Source organism: Prosthecobacter sp., from assembly GCF_044226605.1.
Taxonomy (GTDB): Bacteria; Verrucomicrobiota; Verrucomicrobiia; order Verrucomicrobiales; family Verrucomicrobiaceae; genus Prosthecobacter.
In genome coordinates this window covers 1-18,999 of the sequence record NZ_JBGAGS010000018.1, presented here as the reverse complement: position 1 = coordinate 18,999, position 18,999 = coordinate 1, and the positions used below count along the sequence as shown (strand labels likewise).

The window sequence follows — 18,999 nt, the reverse complement described above, 5'->3', positions numbered from 1 at the left end:
GCTTGGGAAACGCAGCGCACCGCAGCCCGATCTCCGTCCTCTAGAACCATGGCACCTGGCAAGTGCCACTCCTTGGGGTCATCACCCCTTCACCGGCGGCGGCGTAGCTCCGCCTCGCGTCTGCTGCGCCGCCAGCAGATCCGCAAGCAAGCCACCTCCAGACGCCGGCATCAGCGTCACGGTCGCCTTGCCATTGACGATCTTCTGCGCCTCCAGCACATCAAATACGGCCTGAGCCACGTCGGGGTCATTGGAGATGTCACGAAGCGCATTGCCCACGATCTCCGGGCGCACGGCGGCGGCTTTGGCGAGTTCGACGGCGGCGGTTTTTTCGGCGGTGCTGGTGATCACGCTGACCTGATTGGCGCCGTCCTGCTTGATGGCGGAGGTCACCTGGCGGAGACGGTTCACCACCTTGCTTTCGATCTGCTTGATCATCATGGCATCGCGGAAATGCACTTTGCGGATGTACACACTGCCAAGCTTGAAGCCCCAGTCGTGGGACTTGGGCGTGACTTCGCTCCGAACGGTATCGCTCATGATGTGGCGGTCGATGAGCATCTTGGCCAGCGGCAGATTGCTCAGGCAGCGCACGGTGGAGTTGCTGACGTTGGCGGAGAGAGAGCCGCGCGGATCGGTGTTCTTGAAAAGGAAGGCCACTGGATCGCTGACAAACATCTCATACCAGATGCCAATGCCCATCGGCGCGCCCTCTTCGGAGTTCACCGCTTGGCTGCGCAGGTAGGTCTGGTCCAGCCGAAGATCGACCGTCTGGCATTTGCCGAGCCAGTTCACGAGCAGGGCGGAAAGGCCCAGCTTGGCGGGCAGGAAATGCAGGCCGGGTTCATCGATCGTGCCGATCACTTTGCCAAACAGGATGTACACCTGGCTGCGGCGCTCCTGCACGACGGCGTAGAGCCCGATGATGCGGCCAAGCCAGAGAATGAGCGGCATAGCGATGCTGCAGCCGATGAAGGTGATCGCTGCGGTGAGGAGGAAATGAGTTAAAGCGTCCATGGCATGTGTGTGCTGAGGTTCCTGTTCGGGTGCGCGGATCAGTCCTTGTGCGTTTCCACAAAGACCTGCGTGGCCTTGTCAAAGAGAGCGAGGCGGACGTTCCGCACGTAGGAGCGCAGCGCGGCGCTGCCACGAGACTTGAGGTCCAGCAGCTGTGTGGCGAGCCGTTTCAGCGGCTCCACTTCCGCCTGCGCCTTGAGGGTTTCGATTTCAACCGCGCGCTGCGACTGCACGATTTTCTGGTCCGCGCTGGCCTGCGCCAGGCTGATGTCCGAGGAGACCTGATTGTAAGCCGTGTTGATGGCGGCCAACGCAGACTCGACTTCGTGCGGCGGATCGATGCCCGTGATCAGGGAGGCATCAAGCTGAATGCCGTAGCGTGCGGAGGAACTCAGGCATTCCTGGTCCATGTGCTCGTTGAGGTCGCGCATGTTTTTGCGGATGTCATTGATGGAAATGCCGATGGTGGAGGCCGCGCCGGAATGCTCGGGATCCACACCCGTCTCAGGCGGCGCCTCAAAGGTGGCGATGCGCTCGCGCAGCACGCTGACGAAGTAGCCCATCACATGCGCGTAGGCGTTCTTCACCCCGAAGACGAAGGCGTAGAGGTTGCGCTCGGACACGCGGAAGCGGATCTGCCCGTTGAGCCCCACATTGAGCTGGTCCTTCGTGACCGCATCGAGGATGCTGCCCGATGCGTTGGCCGTCGGATCATCGGGATCCCAGGCCATGTTCACCGTGCTGGTGGCAATGTCCACCTTGTACACTTTTTCCCACGGCCACTTGAAATACGGCCCGCCCGGCGGAATGACGACCACCTGCGGGTAGTCATAGCGCTTCTTCTGCTCCGGAGTCAGGTGGTCCGCCACAGGATCGTCAATCGTGCGGAGATTGCCGACGCGTTGCGCACGCCCAAAGCTCGTTTTTACCGCCCGCTCGTTTTGATTCACCGTATAGAACCCGGCGATCAGGTAGCGCGTGAGGAACCACACGGTGAATCCAACAAAAATGCCAAAAGCAGTGGTCAACATAGGATTGGGAGGTTGCTGGACCTGAGCTTCGGACGAAAGACCGGCCTGCCAACTCCAAAGGTGGGAAAGGTTTGGAATTCAGGGAAGCCCTTAGCTGGGGCCTCTTGCGAGTTTCCCGCTTGACCCCGGGCGGTGGACGCGGCAACTGCGGAAACCCACCATGAAGAGCCTTTCCCTGTTTCTCCTGCTCACGAGCGCCCTGTCATTGATGAGCTGTGCTTCCGGTCCGCGCCGCCAGAAGGTGGCCGGTGGGGAGCAAGTTTCCTTTCCCGCCCAGCACATCTCCTTTTTCCTGCCTCACGGCTGGAAGGTCAGCCCAACCTCGAAAGAAGGGCGGCTGATGTCGGCGGCCTGCGCGAACGATGTCGGTCCGACCGGCGGAATCGTGATGGCGCTGGTCCGGGCCCCCGATACCTCCCACCGCAACGCCAGAGATCCCTATCTCTTGAAGGACTCCCAGCGCTCCCTCGCTCTCAAAGGCTTCACCAAGTTCAGCAAGCCGCAGCTCGTGCGGGTGGGCGGTCGCGAGGCCATGCGCTCTGAAGCCCAGAAGCCCGATGGCTCGCAGTCCCTCCTCAGCTACTCCTTCATCGAGCCCGGCTACCGCGTCGGCCTCGTCTTCTCCTACTACGCCATGCCCATCACCCGCAGCCCGGCCGTGCAGCGCATCGTGGACTCGTTCACCCTAGGGAAGTAGCCGACGGTCAGCCAGAGTTGCAAAATCAGGTCAGCTATCCGCCGCGCAAGCGGTCCGTGGAGCGCGGAATTTATTCCGCAGAAGGTCGCAAACACCTGCAGGACGGAGCGTGGCTTCCTGCAGGTGGCAAGCACGAGCGTGCTGGCAAGCGCCAGCAGCGTTGGAGTTGGGAGTCTGAAAGAGGGATGCGGATTTGCTGAAGCGTGCGGAGTTCTGCGGAATGAATTCCGCGCTCCAAAAGCGCTTTGGCCTGCCACCTTGCAACCGGTTTTCAGACGCGATTGGATCGTCGAAAACCTTGGGGAACCATGCGCGCTAGACTCATCTCGCCGAGCGAATGCCTTTCTGATCAATCTATCCCATCCCCCCAAAGAAAAAGACCATGAGAGCAGCGCTCTCATGGTCTTGATAATTTTTCAGGCAGATCAGCCCGGCGTGATTACACCGTCCTGCGCTTGCGCTTGATGTTGAGGTGGGCGGTGGCGCGCTGGATGGCGGCCATGGCGGCGGCCACTTCTTCCTGCTGCTCGCCGGGCTTGAGTTCGGAGAGAGCTTTCTGGGCGCGGGCGATGGCTTCCTCAGCCGCTTTTTCGTCGATCTTTTCAGCATCGACGGCCACATCCGTGAGGACGCGGGTGACGTTGCCGGTCACTTCGACCAGCCCTTCGCCCACGGCGAGTTCAATGGTCTTGCCACCCTTGGTGATGCGCAGCTCCCCAGGGAGCAGCGTGGTCACCAGGTTGCTGTGCGCCGGCAGGACGCCCATTTCACCCTCGTAACCCGGAAGCACGACGGTATCGACCTCATCGGAGTAGATGCGGGCTTCAGGAGTGACGATTTCGAGTTTGAGAGGCATGTGAGGGAGGTCAAAAAGAGGTCAAGGATTCGTCAAGCAGTCAAGGGTCGTGCTGGCCGGCGAGTCTTGACTCTTTGACCAGCTTGACCCTCGCAGAGGTTAGTCCTTCTTCACGCTGTCGATGCCGCCCTTCATGTAGAAGTTGGCTTCGGGGACGCTGTCGTGCTTGCCGTCAAGGATTTCGGCGAAGCCCTTGATGGTGTCGGCCACCTTGACGTATTCGCCCTTGGTGCCGGTGAAAATTTCAGCCACGTGGAAGGGCTGGGAGAGGAAGCGCTGCAGCTTACGTGCGCGGAACACGGTCAGCTTGTCGTCTTCGCTCAGTTCGTCCATGCCGAGAATCGCGATGATGTCCTGCAGGTCTTTGTAGCGCTGAAGGACGCGCTGCACGCCACGGGCCACGCGGTAGTGCTCGGCACCCACGATTTCAGGGGCGAGAGCCTTGGACACGGAGGCAAGAGGATCCACAGCAGGGTAGATGCCCAGCTCGGCGAGGGAACGCTCAAGCACGACGGTGGAGTCAAGGTGGGCGAAGGTGTTGGCCGGGGCAGGGTCGGTCAAGTCGTCAGCAGGGACGTAAACGGCCTGGAAGGAGGTGATGGAACCCGTCTTCGTGGAGGTGATTCGCTCCTGCATCTGGCCCATTTCTGCGGCGAGAGTCGGCTGGTAACCCACGGCCGAAGGCGTACGTCCAAGGAGAGCGGACACTTCGGAACCGGCCTGGGAGAAACGGAAGACGTTGTCCACGAAGAAGAGCACGTCCTGGTTCTTTTCATCGCGGAAGTACTCGGCCATGGAGAGGGCGGAGAGAGCGACGCGGAGACGCGCTCCTGGGGGCTCGTTCATCTGGCCGTACACAAGGGCCACCTTGGAGCCGGGCTCGCTGATGTAACCACCCTGATCGTTCTTCACGATGTCGTGGCCGTTCTTCTTCACCTTGATAACGTCGGACTCGATCATTTCGTGGTAAAGGTCGTTACCTTCACGGGTACGCTCACCCACGCCGGCGAACACGGAGTAACCACCGTGGCCTTTGGCGATGTTGTTGATCAGCTCCATGATGACGACCGTCTTGCCCACGCCAGCACCACCGAAGGCGCCGACTTTACCACCCTTCGTGAAAGGGCAGATAAGGTCGATGACCTTGATGCCGGTTTCGAGGATCTGAGCGGAAGGATTCTGGTCCACGAGCGCCGGAGCGGGGCGGTGAATGGCGTAGCGCTTTTCGGTCTTGGGATCAGCCTGGTCATCGCAAGCGTCGCCAGTGACGTTGAAGATACGGCCGAGAACTTCGTCGCCCACGGGAACGGTGATCGGGCCGCCGGTGTCCTTGACGTCCATGCCGCGCTTGAGACCTTCAGTGGAGATCATGGCGATGGAGCGGACCCAGCCGTCACCAAGGTGCTGCTGCACTTCGCAGGTAAGGCGTGCGGCCTTGCCACCCTGCTCGAAATTGATTTCGAGGGCGTTGTAGATGGCGGGCAGCTTGCCGCTGGCGGAGAAATCCACGTCCACCACGGGACCGATGACTTGAACGATTTTGCCGATGTTGCTCATAAAAGGAAAAGTGAAAAAGAGGGGGGGTGGAAGGGGCTTATTCGAGAGCCATCTTGGCGGTCGTGATTTCGAGGAGTTCGTTGGTGATCGCGGCCTGGCGCAGCTTGTTGTACTCGAGGCTGAGGTCCTTGATCATCTGCTTGGCGTTGTCGGTGGCGTTCTTCATGGCCACCATCCGGCTGGAGTGCTCGGAGGCGCGGGATTCGAGCACCATCTGGTAAACGGTGTCGTTTACATACTGCGGCAGCACGGTTTCAAACACGACCTGCGCGCTTGGTTCAAAGGTGTACTCGGTCGTGGCGGTGGCGGCGGGCAGCTCGTGGCCAAAGTCACGCTTGCCACCGAGGGTCACCGGATTGACGGGCAGCAGCTGCTCTACGGTCGGCACCACGGTGACGGTATTGATGAAGTTGTTGAAGACCACGAGCACCTTCTTGTATTCGCCGGTGCGGTACTTCTCCTGAATGAAGCGGCCCACGGCGCGCACTTCGGCAAACTTGGCGGGGTCCTTGATCGGGAAGTCAGCCAGCAGCGTGCGGCGCAGGCGGTTGATGGCCTGCACGGCTTTCTTGCCGATGGTGACGTACTCGACGGTGCCTTCGATCTGTGTGGTGACGAGCTTCTTGAACAGGTTGGTGTTCAAGGCGCCGCAGAGGCCTTTGTCAGAAGCGATGAGCAGCACGAGAGTCTTGTCTCCCTTGCCTTCGGCGAAGAAGGGATGGATGCCTTCTTCCGCCTGCTCCTTGAGGTTCACCAGCACCTTGTTGAGCATTTCGGCATAGGCACGGCCGTTGCTGGCCTGGTCCTGCGCCTTTTTCATCTTCGCAGCCGCGACGAGCTGCATGGCCTTGGTGATCTGGGCCGTGTTTTTGACCGATTTGATTCGGCGTCGGATGTCGCGGGTGGAGGGCATCTTTTAAAGGATGAAGGATGAAAAACTCAGAACGAAAACAATCAGTTACTTCCAGGCGGACTTGAAGTCATCGAGGGCGGACTTCATGCCGGCTTCGACATTGTCCAAGGCCTTCTCGTTGGCGAGCTGGTCCATGAGGTCTGCTTTGCGGGTGGTCAGGTATTCTTCCAGCTTGGCCTGGAATTCCTTCACGCGGTCCACGGCGACGGAGTCGAAGTAGCCCTTCTGCATCGCGTAGAGAGTCGTGACCATGATCGGCAGGCTCTTCGGCTGATACTGCTGCTGCTTGAAGAGCTCCACGATGCGAGCACCGCGGTCCAGCTTGGCCTTGGTGGAGGCGTCGAGGTCGGAACCGAACTGGGCGAAAGCGGCCAGTTCGCGGAACTGGGCGAGGTCCAGCTTCGTGGTGCCGGAGACCTTCTTGATGGCCTTCGTCTGAGCAGCAGAACCCACGCGAGAAACGGAAAGACCCACGGAGATAGCAGGGCGGATACCCTGGTAGAAGAGGTCGGTTTCGAGGAAGATCTGACCGTCGGTGATGGAGATCACGTTCGTCGGGATGTAAGCGGACACGTCACCAGCCTGCGTCTCGATGATCGGCAGAGCGGTCATGGAGCCACCGCCGTAGTTTTCGGACACGCGGCAGGAGCGCTCAAGCAGACGGGAGTGGAGATAGAACACGTCGCCCGGATAAGCTTCACGACCGGAAGGACGCTTCAGGATCAGGGACACCTGGCGGTAAGCCACAGCCTGCTTGGAAAGGTCATCATAAACGATGAGGACGTCCTGGCCCTGGTCCATGAACCATTCGCCGATGGCGGCGCCGGCGTAAGGGGCGAGGTACTGGTTCACCGCGGAGTCAGAAGCGGAAGCGCTGACGATCGTGGTGTACTCCATGGCACCGGCGTCTTCGAGGGTCTTGACGACACGGGCGATGTTGGACTGCTTCTGGCCGATGGCGACGTAGATGCAGTAGAGGGGCTTGTGGCCCTTCAGCTTGCCCTGTTCAGCAGCCTTGTTCTGCTGGGCCTGGGAGATGATGGCGTCCACGGCGATGGTGGTCTTGCCGGTGGAGCGGTCACCGATGATCAGCTCACGCTGACCACGGCCGATCGGGATCATGGCGTCGATGCTCATGATGCCGGTCTGCACGGGGACGGACACGGACTTACGGGCGATGATGCCAGGGGCGAGCTTTTCGACGGGATACTGGGTTTCACCCTTGATCTCGCCTTTGCCGTCGATGGCCTGACCGAGCGCGTTCACCACGCGGCCCAGGAGGCTCTTGCCGACGGGCACGGAGAGAAGGCGGCCGGTGGTCTTGACTTCATCGCCAGCCTTGATGTTTTCGCCGGAGCCGAGAAGCACGCAACCGACTTCGGTTTCTTCGAGGTTCAGAGCCAGGCCGTACACGCCGCCGGGGAACTCGATCATTTCGTTGAGCATGACATCGCTCAAGCCTTCAATCTTGGCTGCGCCGTCACCGATTTCACGTACGATGCCCACATTGGACTTCGTGACGGCGGTCTTGAGGCCGGCGATTTGGGATTCGATCTCCTGGAGGATGTTGCTCATGGTATTGCTGGTGTGAAAAAGCTGAAGGGAAGGGGCGGAATATTAGGCAGAAAGGGAGTCAGACAGGGCTTTGAGGCGGGCTTTGACGCTGCCATCCCAGACGTCGGAGCCGACCTTCACGCGGATGCCGCCGAGGAGCTCGGGATTGACTTTGAATTCAAGGGTAAGCGGGCGGCCATACTTCTTGGAGAGGCTGCTCTGAAGCTCGGTCTGATTGGCCGGAGTCAGGGCGCTGGCGCTCTCCACGAGGGCGCGCTGGCGGTCCACTTCATTGGCCACCAGACGTGTGAAAGCGTCCAGGATGCCGATGTAGCCGCGGGGCTTGTTGGCGGCCACGGTGCTGACCACCTTGCGCACGCGGGAGTCATCGAGCTTCCCGTCTGCGAGGCAGGCGCGGAAAAGCTGGCGGGAGGTGCGGCGGGCTTCCTTGGTGATCTTCATGGTGGCGAAGCGGCGGGAGAGAGGGAAAAATTAAGCGGAGACCTGGGCGGAGGTTTCCTGGTTGATGCGGGTCTGGTCTTCCGTGTTGAGGACCTTGCCGGTGACACGGCTGGTGGCGTCGGAGACCATGCGGCCGAACTCGCGCTTGAGCTGCGCCATAAGCTGCTCCTGCTCGAGCTGGGCGGCTTCACGGGCCTTGGCGATGATGGTGTTGGCGCTGGCCACGGCGTCCTGCTGGCGACGCTCCTGGATGGCCTTGGCGGCGTCGTCGGCTTCCTTCACGAGGCGGGCTGCATCAGCCTCCGCCTTGTCCAGAATGGCCTGGGAGTTCTGCTTGGCCTCGGCGGCGTCCTTGGCGATCTTTTCCAGCTTGGCTTCGCCATCGGCGATGCGCTGACGGCGCTGCTCCAGCATGGCCAGGATGGGCCCGAATGCGTATTTCTTGAGGATCGTGAAGACGATCCAGAAAATGATCACCTGTGCGAAAAATTTGCCCCAAGCGAGACCGAACTTGTCTGCAATGGCATCAACTTTGCCTGCGGCGATGATGATGGGGGTGGCGGAGATCATAAGCGGAACAGAGGTGACCTAAAAATGAGTAAAAGAGAGAGGGGGGAAGAAGAGGGAAAAGCGGCGGGCCGTTTCGGCGGCCCGCCGCAAAGCGGGAATTAGAAACCGCCAAGGTAGGCGATGATGCCCAGACCTTCAGCAAGAGCCATGGCGATAATGCCAAGGGTCAGGATGTTGCCGAAAGCGCCAGGGTTGCGGCCCACGGCTTCCACAGCCTTGGAGCCGACCATGCCCACGCCAAGAGCAGCACCGGCGCCGCCGATTGCCATGGTGAGGTTGCCGGTGACGCCTGTTGGCACAGCGTGAGCCGCTGCTTCCTGCGCCATAGAGATGAGTTCCATTGTCATAGTATTAGTCGAGTTGCGTTTTTGTTGTCTCGCCGGCGTCCACGCGTTGCGCATGGTCCCGCAGGCAAATTCAGAGATTAGTGGTGCCCGTCCTCCTCATGGCCGTGGTCGTCATGAGTGGTGGAGAGCTGAATGTAAACGGAGCACAGAAGCGTGAAGACGATGGCCTGCAGCAGACCGACGAGCAGCTCCATGAAGTAGAAGGGCAGGGGCAGGGCGACGCTGCCGAGGAAGCTCATCACCGGACCTTGCCCGGCAAGGAGGTCGCTCATGGTGTGCAGCACGTTTTCACCGGCGAAGATGTTGCCGAACAGACGGATGGAGAGCGTCACCGGGCGGATCACGATGGAGACGATTTCAATGACACCCACAAAGAGGAACACAGCAGCCACGGCGATTCCCATGATGCCCTTGAGGCCGCCCTTGGGTCCGAAGGTGTGAACGATGAAACCCCACACGCCCACTTCTTTGATGGTCAGGAAGAACCAGACGAGGAAGGCGGAGATGGAAAGGCCGATGGTGGCGTTCAGGTCAGCCGTCGGGGGGCGGAGAAGGGGATCATGCGCCGCCTTGATGGAAAGAGGCCCGGTGGACTCGCCCCAGCCGATGGTGCCAACGCCAGGCAGGAGGCCGAACCAGTTGGAGACAAGGATGTAGATGAAGAGCGTACCGAGAAGGGGAAAGGCCAGCTTGGCCTGCTTGGCTCCCACGATGCCTTCCACCTGACCGTAAAGAAATTCGATGATAAACTCGAACGTGTTCTGCGCCTTGTGCGGGACGAGAGTCATGTTCTTGGTCGCCTTACGGGCAAACCACATGACCACGCCAAGAACGCAAAGAGCGACGAGCGTGGAGTTGGTGATGAACCCGAGAAAGCTTTCCTTCTCAAAAAGCTCCGACGCGTGGCTGTGCACGTTCGCGAGCAGCGGCGAGAAGGTTGGTTGGGAAAACGAAGACAGCATGTGGGGTAGGGCCTGCCGGGGAGGGTCGGTGTAGGGTCTCTCCGGGATGGCGGCCCTTGTTTTTAGCCACAGGTGAAAGGGTCGCAAGCCCTATTTGTGAAAAATTTCACAAAGTCCCCTCCGTCCCCGAAAATTAGGTGAATGCATTGAGTTTTAAGACCCAAATTTGATAGGTGAAACAGGGCTTAAATAAGCCCACAATCTGATGCCCGTCTGTCCCTCGGTGATTCCACCGGACGCTGGCTCGACATTCCCTCGCCGCCGTGCAAGCTACGGCCGATGTTTTCCCCAAGCTCCGCCCTCCTGCTGTCCCTGGTTTTGCTGGGCGCGTCTGTGCCTGCCGATGCCGCTGTGAAGGCTAGAATCAGAGTAACTGCGCCTGCGGTCGAACCCGCGAAACCCCAGCCAAGGACGAAGCCGATTTCCGCCGAGGGGAAGCCCAACGTCCTCTTGATCATCGCCGACGACCTGCGGGACTACGTGGGCTGGATGGGCGGGCACCCGCAGTCCCTCACGCCGAACATGGATCGTCTGGCAAAGATGGGCATGCGCTTCACCAATGCGCACTGCAACTACGCCCTGTGCAATCCCTCCCGCACCTCCCTCCTCACCGGCATGCTGCCCTCCTCCAGCGGTGTCTTTGGCAATGAACAGGACTGGCGCCGCAGCGTGCAGATCGCAGGCAAACCGACGCTGCCGGAGCATTTCAAATCGCAGGGCTACACGACCGCTGCCGCAGGCAAAATCTTCCACGCCAACCACGGCGGGCCGGAGGGTCGCTTTGCCGGATGGCACGGCGGCAGGCGCGGTTTTGAGCAGGATACCGCCTGGGACCAGCGCTTCCCACAGCCGGGAGTGCAGATCCCGGACCTGCCCGTGCACACCGGGCAGAATTTCAACGGCCTCAACATCTGGCACTGGGACTGGGGCGGCATCTCTATTGAGGAAGAAAAAACCGATGACGGCCAGGTCGTTGGCTTCGCCGCTGATTTCCTCTCTGAAAAGCAGAACCAGCCCTTCTTCCTCGCGCTGGGCCTCTACCGCCCGCATTCACCCTGGTATGTCCCGCAAAAGTATTTTGATGCCCTGCCGCTCGACTCCACCAAGCTGCCGGAGGTCAAGGCGGACGACCTCGATGACGTACCAGCCATTGCCAAAACGCACCTCAAGGAGGGCTATCACAAACTCATCGTCGAAAAGAGCCTCTGGAAGGACGCCGTTCGCGCCTACCTGGCCAACATCGCCTTTTGCGATGCCATGCTGGGGCGCATTCTTGCCGCCGTCGAAAAAGGCCCCAACGCGAAAAACACCATCATCGTCTTCACCTCCGATCACGGCTGGTATCTTGGGGAAAAGCAGATGTGGCACAAAGGCAAGCTGTGGGAGGAGACCACGCGCATTCCGCTCTCCATCTACGCCCCCGGCCTCAGCCAGCCGGACTCCGCCACCGCCCAGCCAGTGGCGCTCATCGACCTGTATCCCACCCTGTGCGATCTCACCGGCCTGCCGCTGCCAGAGCACCTGGACGGCAGCAGCCTGAAGCCCCTGCTGCAAGATCCCAAAAACAAGCGCGACCATCCCGCCATCACCTGCATGAACGGTGGCAAAAACGCCGGTTACGCCGCCCGCGACGAACGCTGGCGCTACATCCGCTACGCCGATGGCAGCGAAGAACTCTACGACCATCAAGCCGATCCCCATGAGTGGACCAACCTCGCGGCCCAGCCCGAACATGCAGCGCTGAAAACCACACTGGCTGGCTTTTTCCCCAAGGAATTCAAGAGCGCCGTGCGCCCCGTGGCGGAAATCATGGGCGCGCCCAGTCCTGCCGGATCCAACGACTTGGTGCTCAATATTGGCGACACACTCACTGCCACGGAAGCCCCCAAACTGCAGGGCAGGGGCGTCTTCATCGATGCCGTCTTCGAGTTCGACCCGCTGGTCGATCAGGACAGCACTCTGCTAGCCCAGGGCGACGAGCAATCCGGCTACGTGTTGCATCTGGTGGCTGCCCAGCCCACGCTGACCGTGTTTGCCAATGGCAAAGACACCGTCATCACCGGCGCGGCTTTGGAAAAAGGCCGCATCAATATCCGCGCCCAGATCGAGACTGGTGGCGTCATCACCCTCGCAGTCCCCGGCCATAGTGAAGTGCTCGGTGTGGCCCCCTTCGAGCAGGGCTTTCCACAGGAACCCAAGGCCGGTCTCGCCGCTGGGCAGAGCTTCGGTCTTTTAAAGAACGCCAAATATCCCAACAGCACCCCTTTCGATGGCCAGGTGCACCGCCTGAACTTGACCGTCCTTCCTCCCCACCCGCCCGCCGCCAAACCCGTTGCACCGGAGGAGGTCCGGAAACCCTGACCTGCCAAGGAACAAATTAAGATCATCATTTGTGCTGGTGAGCAGCCAATGGTGGTTTAAAGGACACATTCACCAAAAATCATGCGCGCACGCATCATCAAAGACTTCCGCTTCGAGGCAGCCCAAACGCTGCCCAATCTCCCTGGCGACCACAAATGCACCAAGATGCACGGTCATTCCTTCAAGCTGGAGATCGCCATCGAGGGCGAGGTGGATCCGAAAATCGGCTGGGTCTATGACCACGCGGAAATCTCGCGCGCCATGAAGCCCATCATGGACCGCCTGGACCATTCCTACCTCAATGAGATCGAAGGTCTGGAAAACCCCACCATCGAATACATGGCCGCCTGGCTCTGGAAGAAACTCGCCCCCCAGCTCCCCGGCCTCTGCGAAATCACCATCCACGAAACACCCAACGCCCGTTGCGTGTTCCGCGGTGAGTTTTGAGCACTCAGCCCTGCGCACGCCCGCCGCGCCGGCGACGCAAACCAACAAACGCCAGTCCCACCATTCCCAGCAAGGCCCGCGAAGGCTCCGGCGCTGCATCCACATGAAGCGTGAGCGAATTCGCCCCAATGGTGAACTCCCCGCTGAACCCTGCGGGCGTGCTGCCGAAGGACAGATTTGAAAGCGTGAGCCCCGAAGAGGAGCCGAAGTTCATCAGCGTGTAGTCGCCGCCATAGGTCATGCTGCCGGTGTCGGAGATGTCAAAAATGGCGCTGCCACCGCCGGTGTAGCGCAGCGCTCCGCTGATGTTCAGCAGGTCGGAGGTGCTGCCCAGATCAAAGGCAAAGTGAGACCCGCTCGTGATGTCCAGCGTGCCGTTGACGTTCAACGTTCCGACGGTGACGCCCGGTGCAAGAACACCGCCACTGGCAAGGGACACGCTGCCCACAGTGCCTGTGCCATTCAGTGTTCCACCTGAATTCACCATCACCGAACCTGAACCCGTGGCGCTGCCCGTGGTATTGGTGACGCTCAAGGTGCCGCTGACGGTGGTGTTGCCGCTGTAGGTGCTGGAGCCCGAGAGAATGACGTTGCCCGTCGAAATGTCCACGCTGCTGAAATTGGAAAAGGATCCCGCGTAGCTGAAGGTGTTGCCCGCGCCGGGACTGATCGTGGCGGTGTTGGTGCCTGTGCCGCCGTCGATGTTGCCGGTGATGGTGCCGCCCGTGATGTTGAGCGCGTCATTGCCGCCCTGCAGATCGATGGCGCTGCCGTTGTCTCCGGTGATCGTGCCGGCGTTGTTGAGCGTGTCGTTGCCATTGCCCGTCTGAATGGCCGCCCCGGTGCCCGCGCCCCGAATGGTGCCACCCGCGTTGTTGGTGACGGTGTTGGCAAACGTGCCGATCATCTTGATGCCGAAGCCAGACTTGCCTTGAATGAGGCCGCTGTTGGTGATGGTGGCGGCGGCGATGGCGTTGCCGCCGTTGCTGTCATCCACCAGGATGCCGTGGCCTTCGGCGGCGGGGTCGCCATTCGGGGCGTCTGCCGCGAGACTGCTGCCGATGATGCGCCCGGTGGCGTAATTGGTGATGCTGCCGCCGCCAATGGAAACAGCCTCCGGATTGCCGCCGGTGCCTTTGGCGCCGAGGCCGAAAATGTCGCCGGAGTTTTGGAGCGTGAGAATGCCATCCACATCCACACCATCGCCGTCTCCATCCGTGGTCGTTGAGAGAACGCCGCCCTGGATCGTCGCCCCCTGGGCATTGGTCACGCTGGCGGTGACACCGGTAAAGACGCCGTCGATGTTGATGCCGGAACCGTTCGCCGCCGAGATCATGCCGCCGGCGTTGTTGGTGACGGTGATGGCGTAAGTGCCGCTGGTACTAAGACCACCGGTGATGCCGTGACGGCCTGAAATGGTGCCCGTATTGGTGACGTTGGCCCCGGTGTTGGTGCCGGTGTCGATGCCATCGCTGCCTGAGGCGGCACCGCTGGTGACCACCGGGGTGGCGGTGATGCTTCCCGCGTTGTTGATCACGCTGCTGACGCCCGGCTTGATGGCGTCTTCACCCACATCCGAGATGATGCCGGTGGCCTGATTCGTCACGGAATTGCTCTTGGTCGTGATGGCCGCCCAGTCGAGCGCCTGGCCGCCGTTGCCTGCGGTCACGCTGATGGTGCCGCTGTTGGTCAGTGAGATGGCCGAGTCTTTGTTCACACGGATCGCATCTGAGGAGGCGGTGTTGATGGTGCCGGTGTTGATGATCGTCATTGCTGCGCCGGCCGTGTTGTTGTCCACTGCGCGTCCCGTGCCCGTCTGCTGGATCGTGCCGTTGTTGGTCAGCGCGGTCGTGGCGCTCATCGTCACCGAATTGGTGCTGCTGCCGAGGACGAGGGATTTGCCCGCGTTGACCGTGCCGGTTTCGCCGTTGGCGCTGAGTGTCTGTGCCGTGGTGGAATTGGAACTGATGACAAAGGTGGCGGCCTGAAGCGAGGCTGCCGTGAGAACCAAGGAGAGGCCGGCAACGAGGGAGCGAAGATGGATTTTCATGTCGGGAGAGGGGGCGTGATCCCGCGCTCTTGCATGCAGTCCACGGCGCTGTCGAAAGGCGCGGCGTTACGATTTTGCCTTGTGTCAGACCTGACATTTTGGCGGTGAGATTTTCCTTGGTTTTGGATGCCGAATCTGTGAGAAATGTCACAGGACGGATGGTCGCCACGTCATCGCGCCTACTTCATTATTTCATCTCCATGCCCGTCCTTACCGATCGCAAAACGCAGCCGCAGTATGATGTCATTGTCGTCGGTTCAGGCGCCGGCGGCGGCATGGCGGCGATGATCCTCGCCTTGAATGGAGTGAAGGTCCTCATGATCGAGGCCGGGCGCAATTATGATCCGGCAAAGGAGACCGCCATGTTTCACACACCGGAGATGGCGCCACTGCGCGGAGCGGCCACGCCGGACCGCTACTTCGGCTTTTACGACGCCAACATCGGCGGCTGGCAGGTGCCCGGAGAACCTTACACCAACAAGCCCGGAACCGAAGGCGACTTCTGGTGGTGGCGCGGCCGCATGCTCGGCGGACGCACCAATCACTGGGGCCGCATCTCGCTTCGTTTTGGCGAGTTCGATTTCAAGCCAAAATCACGCGACGGCCTCGGCGTGGACTGGCCCATGAGCTACGATGACATGGCTCCATGGTATGACAAAGTGGAGCAACTGATCGGCGTCTATGGCGAGAACGATGGCATCGCCAATGCGCCGAATTCGTCACCGGGCGTGCTGATGCCGCCGCCAAAGCCGAGGGTAGGGGAGCTTCTCGCAAAGAAGGCAGGGAGAAAGCTCGGCGTGCCCGTCGTCGCAGCGCATCGTGCCGTGCTCAGCCAGCCGATGGATTGGAAAAATCTGCCGAAGATTCTCTTCCCCAACAACCCGAAAGCGCAGGAGATCATCGGCAAAGACATGATGTCCCGTGCCGCCTGTTTCTGGGCCACCAACTGCATTCGCGGCTGCAGCATCCGTGCCAATTTCCAAAGCACCACCGTGCTTCTACCGCCCGCGCTGGCCACCGGAAATCTCGACATCATCACCGATGCGATGGTGCGCGAAGTCGTGATGGATGGCAGCGGCAAAGCCACCGGTGTGCATTACATCGACAAGGTAACACGGCGCGATGTCATCGCCAAAGCGCGCGTGGTCATTCTCGCCGCCAGCACCTGCGAAACCTCGCGCATCCTGCTCAATTCAAAATCCCGCGACAAAGCCGGGCTGGCTAATTCCTCCGGGCAGGTGGGACGCAATCTCATGGACAGCGTCGGCACGCGCCTGAGCGCCCACATTCCCGCCATGGAAGGCCTGCCGCCAATGAATGAAGACGGCGCAGGCGGCCTCCATACCTACGTGCCTTGGTGGCTGGTGAATGAGCATGCCAAGCTCGGTTTTGCCCGTGGCTACCACATCGAGATGAGCGGCGGCTGCCAGATGCCTGAGCCGAAAAGTTTTGGCTATCTCGACTATCTCTCGCCCGCCACCTATGGCCGCAAGCTCAAGGAGGATGCGCGTCGCTACTACGGTGCCCAGTTCAGCTTCTCCGGGCGTGGCGAGATGATCCCCAACAAGGACTGCTATGCCGAGCTCGATCCCCATGTGGTCGATCAATGGGGCATCCCTGTGCTGCGCTTTCATTGGAAGTGGAGCGATCACGAGATCAAACAGGCCGCGCACATGCAGCAGACCTTTGCCGCCATGCTCGAAGGCATGGGCGGAAAGCCCAAGCCGCAGAGCGGAGCCGAGGCCATCCAGCGCCCCGGCGAGATCATTCACGAAGTCGGCACCGCCCTCATGGGGGCCAAATCCTCCGATAGCGTCACCAATCAATACTGCCAGACCTGGGACGTCAAAAACCTCTTCCTCATGGACGGTGCCGTCCTCCCCAGCAACCCCGACAAAAACCCCACCCTCACCATCCTCGCCCTCGCCTGGCGCTCCAGCGAATGGCTGATGGAAGAGATGAAGCGGGGGAATATCTAACCAACTGCGCGATGTCCGAGTCCACCTCAATCTCCCGCCGCCACGCCCTCAAAGGCCTCCTCACCGGTGCTGCAGGCGCTGCTGCCGTGCCCGCAGCCATCGCCGCACCTCACGATACCGAGCCCGCGCCTCCGGCTTATCCCTCGCGGTTTGTCTTCCACGATCCGGACTTCATGCAGCCGCTCAAGTTTCCGTGGGAAAAACTGCTGTCTGCCGAGGAACTGGCCACCACACAGGCGCTCGCAGATCTCATCCTGCCCAAGGACGAAACCTCCCCCGCCGCCTCCGAGGTGGGCGTGCCGGATTTCATCAATGAATGGGTCAGCGCCGACTACCCCGCCCATCAGGAGGACCGCGAGATCATCCGCGGCGGCCTCGGCTGGCTCAATACCGAGAGCTTCAAGCGCTTTTCCCGGCGTTTTGAGGAGCTTTCCGAGGTCCAGCACTGTCAGATCGTAGACGACATCTGCGACGCGGCCAAAGCCGAACCGGAGCACCAAATCGGGGCCGCGTTTTTCCGGCGCTTCCGCCAGCTCTGCCTCAGCGGCTTTTACAGCCACAGCCAGACCTGGAAAAGCCTCGGTTACGTGGGCAATGTCACCCTCGGCGGCCCCTATCCCGGCGTCCTGCCGGAGGTAATCGAAAAACTGGGCTTGCAGGACGTGGTTTAGGGGCCGGTTTGGAGGCGAAAAAAGAGTGTGTCTCTGAGCAAATAATCCTTTGCTCGGCTTGGCATCTCGCTAGTCTGAAAAGACCTTCATCGAGCACGTTTCCGGAGTGGTCAAATAGGACGGATTCAGGCGATGGAACACCCCGTAACGCAAAGCCATGTCTGACGACAACAACGACCTCCACAGCACGACCCACGTAGCCGCCAACCAGGCCTACGGAGCAGAACAGATCCAGCACCTCGAAGGCCTCAAAGCCGTCCGCCTCCGGCCCGGCATGTACATCGGCGATCCCGACGAGCGCGGCCTCCACCATTGCGTGTTTGAAGTGGTGGACAACTCCATCGACGAGCATCTCGCGGGCAATTGCAAAAACGTCAGCGTCATCATCCACAGCGACGGCTCCCTCAGTGTCGAAGACGATGGCCGCGGCATCCCTGTGGAAATGCATGCGAAGGGCATCCCCACCGTCGAACTCGTGCTCACCAATCTCCACGCCGGCGGCAAGTTCGGCGATGGCGCTTATGAATTCTCCGGCGGTCTGCACGGCGTCGGCGCCAAATGCGTGAACGCCTTGTCAGACTGGTTCAAGTGCGAGGTCTTCCGCGACGGCAAGATCTACGCCATCGGCTTTGAGCGCGGCATTACCACCGAGCCCCTCACCGTCCTCGGCGAGCAGGACGAGCCGAAGCGCACCGGCACGAAGATCACTTTCTTCCCGGACGCCACCATCTTCACCATCACCACCACGTTCAACTTTGACCGCCTCCTGGTGCGTCTGCGCGAACTGGCCTTCCTCAATCCCGGCATCAACATCACCGTCACGGACGAGCGCGTATCTCCGCCACGGCAGGAGACGCTGCTCTACACCGAAGGTGTGAAGCAGTTCGTGCGTGAGATGGGTGCGGACAAGGACAAGGTGCATCCCGAGCCCATCGCGCTGGCAGGTCGTCGCGAAATCACGATCGATGACAAGCCGAAATTCATCCTGGTGGACTGCGTGCTTCAGTACAACAAGGGCCTCAGCGAGCAGACGCTGTGCTTTGCCAATGCCATCCCCAATCCGGACGGCGGCACGCATTACAGCGGCCTCAAGAGCGCGCTGACCAAGGCGGTGAAGCAATACATCAACGCCAATCCGAAGGCTTTCAAAGACAAGCTGCCAGACATCGAGGGCGACGATTGCCGCGAAGGTCTGATCTGCGTGCTCAGCGTGAAGCTGCCCAACCCGCGCTTCAATTCGCAGACGAAGGTGAAGCTCGTGAACGGCGAGGTCGAAGGCGTGGTGAGCTCCGTGGTCTATGAAGGCCTGCTGCGCCACTTTGACGAGAATCCGGAAACTGCTGTCGAGGTGATCAAGAACATCATCATCGCTGCCAAGTCCCGCGAGGCTGCGCGCAAGGCGCGTGAAGCCATTCGCAAGGACGCCATGAGCAGCGGTGGTCTGCCCGGCAAGCTGGCCGACTGCTCCGAGCGCGATCCCGCGAAGACCGAGCTGTTTATTGTCGAGGGTGACTCCGCCGGTGGC

General features: G+C 60.7%; 17 protein-coding genes. 6 read left to right on the top strand and 11 right to left on the bottom strand.

The features are described 5' to 3' along the window. Positions 1–81: 81 nt before the first annotated feature. Together ACILSO_RS23085 and ACILSO_RS23080 are read right to left on the bottom strand one after the other, a co-directional pair. A complete protein-coding gene (locus ACILSO_RS23085; RefSeq protein WP_395739831.1) occupies positions 82–1,017 on the bottom strand; it encodes an SPFH domain-containing protein in 936 nt (311 codons plus the stop codon). A 38-nt stretch (positions 1,018–1,055) separates the two neighbouring features. Further along, on the bottom strand, positions 1,056–2,048 hold the full coding sequence (locus ACILSO_RS23080; protein WP_395739830.1) for an SPFH domain-containing protein: 993 nt from the start codon (positions 2,046–2,048) through the stop codon (positions 1,056–1,058). A gap of 160 nt (positions 2,049–2,208) precedes the next feature. Here ACILSO_RS23080 and ACILSO_RS23075 point away from each other — a divergent pair, with 160 nt between their 5' ends. Beyond that, on the top strand, positions 2,209–2,745 hold the full coding sequence (locus tag ACILSO_RS23075) for a hypothetical protein (protein WP_395739829.1): 537 nt from the start codon (positions 2,209–2,211) through the stop codon (positions 2,743–2,745). A gap of 439 nt (positions 2,746–3,184) precedes the next feature. Here the strand turns inward: ACILSO_RS23075 and atpC are convergent, their stop codons facing one another. The 8 genes from atpC to atpB all read right to left on the bottom strand — a co-directional run bounded on the left by atpC (position 3,185) and on the right by atpB (position 9,966). Beyond that, complete coding sequence (gene atpC / locus ACILSO_RS23070; protein WP_395739828.1) at positions 3,185–3,601, bottom strand: ATP synthase F1 subunit epsilon; 417 nt, start codon at positions 3,599–3,601, stop codon at positions 3,185–3,187. Between the two features lie 99 nt (positions 3,602–3,700). Next, positions 3,701–5,158 carry a F0F1 ATP synthase subunit beta gene (gene atpD / locus ACILSO_RS23065; protein ID WP_395739827.1) on the bottom strand — a complete coding sequence of 486 codons (1,458 nt, stop codon included), beginning with the start codon at positions 5,156–5,158 and terminating at the stop codon, positions 3,701–3,703. A 37-nt stretch (positions 5,159–5,195) separates the two neighbouring features. Beyond that, the gene (gene atpG / locus ACILSO_RS23060) at positions 5,196–6,071 is read right to left on the bottom strand and encodes an ATP synthase F1 subunit gamma (protein WP_395739826.1); all 876 of its coding nucleotides are present in this window, start codon (positions 6,069–6,071) and stop codon (positions 5,196–5,198) included. Between the two features lie 45 nt (positions 6,072–6,116). Next, positions 6,117–7,646: a F0F1 ATP synthase subunit alpha gene (atpA, locus tag ACILSO_RS23055; RefSeq protein ID WP_395739825.1), complete on the bottom strand. Its 1,530-nt coding sequence runs from the start codon at positions 7,644–7,646 to the stop codon at positions 6,117–6,119. Positions 7,647–7,688: 42 nt separating this feature from the next. Beyond that, positions 7,689–8,087 carry an ATP synthase F1 subunit delta gene (gene atpH, locus ACILSO_RS23050; protein ID WP_395739824.1) on the bottom strand — a complete coding sequence of 133 codons (399 nt, stop codon included), beginning with the start codon at positions 8,085–8,087 and terminating at the stop codon, positions 7,689–7,691. Between the two features lie 30 nt (positions 8,088–8,117). Beyond that, positions 8,118–8,657 (bottom strand): ATP synthase F0 subunit B, encoded by a 540-nt coding sequence (locus tag ACILSO_RS23045; protein ID WP_395739823.1) that lies wholly within the window; start codon positions 8,655–8,657, stop codon positions 8,118–8,120. Between the two features lie 98 nt (positions 8,658–8,755). Continuing rightward, entirely contained in the window at positions 8,756–8,998 is a 243-nt protein-coding gene (locus ACILSO_RS23040; protein ID WP_395739822.1) for an ATPase, read from the bottom strand. An 83-nt stretch (positions 8,999–9,081) separates the two neighbouring features. Beyond that, positions 9,082–9,966, bottom strand: coding sequence for a F0F1 ATP synthase subunit A (atpB, locus tag ACILSO_RS23035; RefSeq protein WP_395739821.1), 885 nt, complete (start codon positions 9,964–9,966; stop codon positions 9,082–9,084). Positions 9,967–10,245: 279 nt separating this feature from the next. On the opposite strand from atpB, the gene ACILSO_RS23030 reads away from it, so the two are divergent. Beyond that, positions 10,246–12,327 (top strand): sulfatase, encoded by a 2,082-nt coding sequence (locus ACILSO_RS23030; protein ID WP_395739820.1) that lies wholly within the window; start codon positions 10,246–10,248, stop codon positions 12,325–12,327. Between the two features lie 81 nt (positions 12,328–12,408). After that, the gene (queD, locus tag ACILSO_RS23025) at positions 12,409–12,774 is read left to right on the top strand and encodes a 6-carboxytetrahydropterin synthase QueD (protein ID WP_395739819.1); all 366 of its coding nucleotides are present in this window, start codon (positions 12,409–12,411) and stop codon (positions 12,772–12,774) included. A 4-nt stretch (positions 12,775–12,778) separates the two neighbouring features. Here the strand turns inward: queD and ACILSO_RS23020 are convergent, their stop codons facing one another. Further along, a complete protein-coding gene (locus ACILSO_RS23020; protein WP_395739818.1) occupies positions 12,779–14,824 on the bottom strand; it encodes a beta strand repeat-containing protein in 2,046 nt (681 codons plus the stop codon). Positions 14,825–15,024: 200 nt separating this feature from the next. Here ACILSO_RS23020 and ACILSO_RS23015 point away from each other — a divergent pair, with 200 nt between their 5' ends. The 3 genes from ACILSO_RS23015 to ACILSO_RS23005 all read left to right on the top strand — a co-directional run. Beyond that, positions 15,025–16,803 carry a GMC family oxidoreductase gene (locus ACILSO_RS23015; protein ID WP_395739817.1) on the top strand — a complete coding sequence of 593 codons (1,779 nt, stop codon included), beginning with the start codon at positions 15,025–15,027 and terminating at the stop codon, positions 16,801–16,803. Between the two features lie 11 nt (positions 16,804–16,814). Beyond that, positions 16,815–17,474: a gluconate 2-dehydrogenase subunit 3 family protein gene (locus ACILSO_RS23010; RefSeq protein ID WP_395739816.1), complete on the top strand. Its 660-nt coding sequence runs from the start codon at positions 16,815–16,817 to the stop codon at positions 17,472–17,474. 157 nt (positions 17,475–17,631) lie between these two features. Then, on the top strand, positions 17,632–18,999 hold a 1,368-nt coding region (locus ACILSO_RS23005; protein WP_395739815.1), incomplete at its 3' end, for an ATP-binding protein.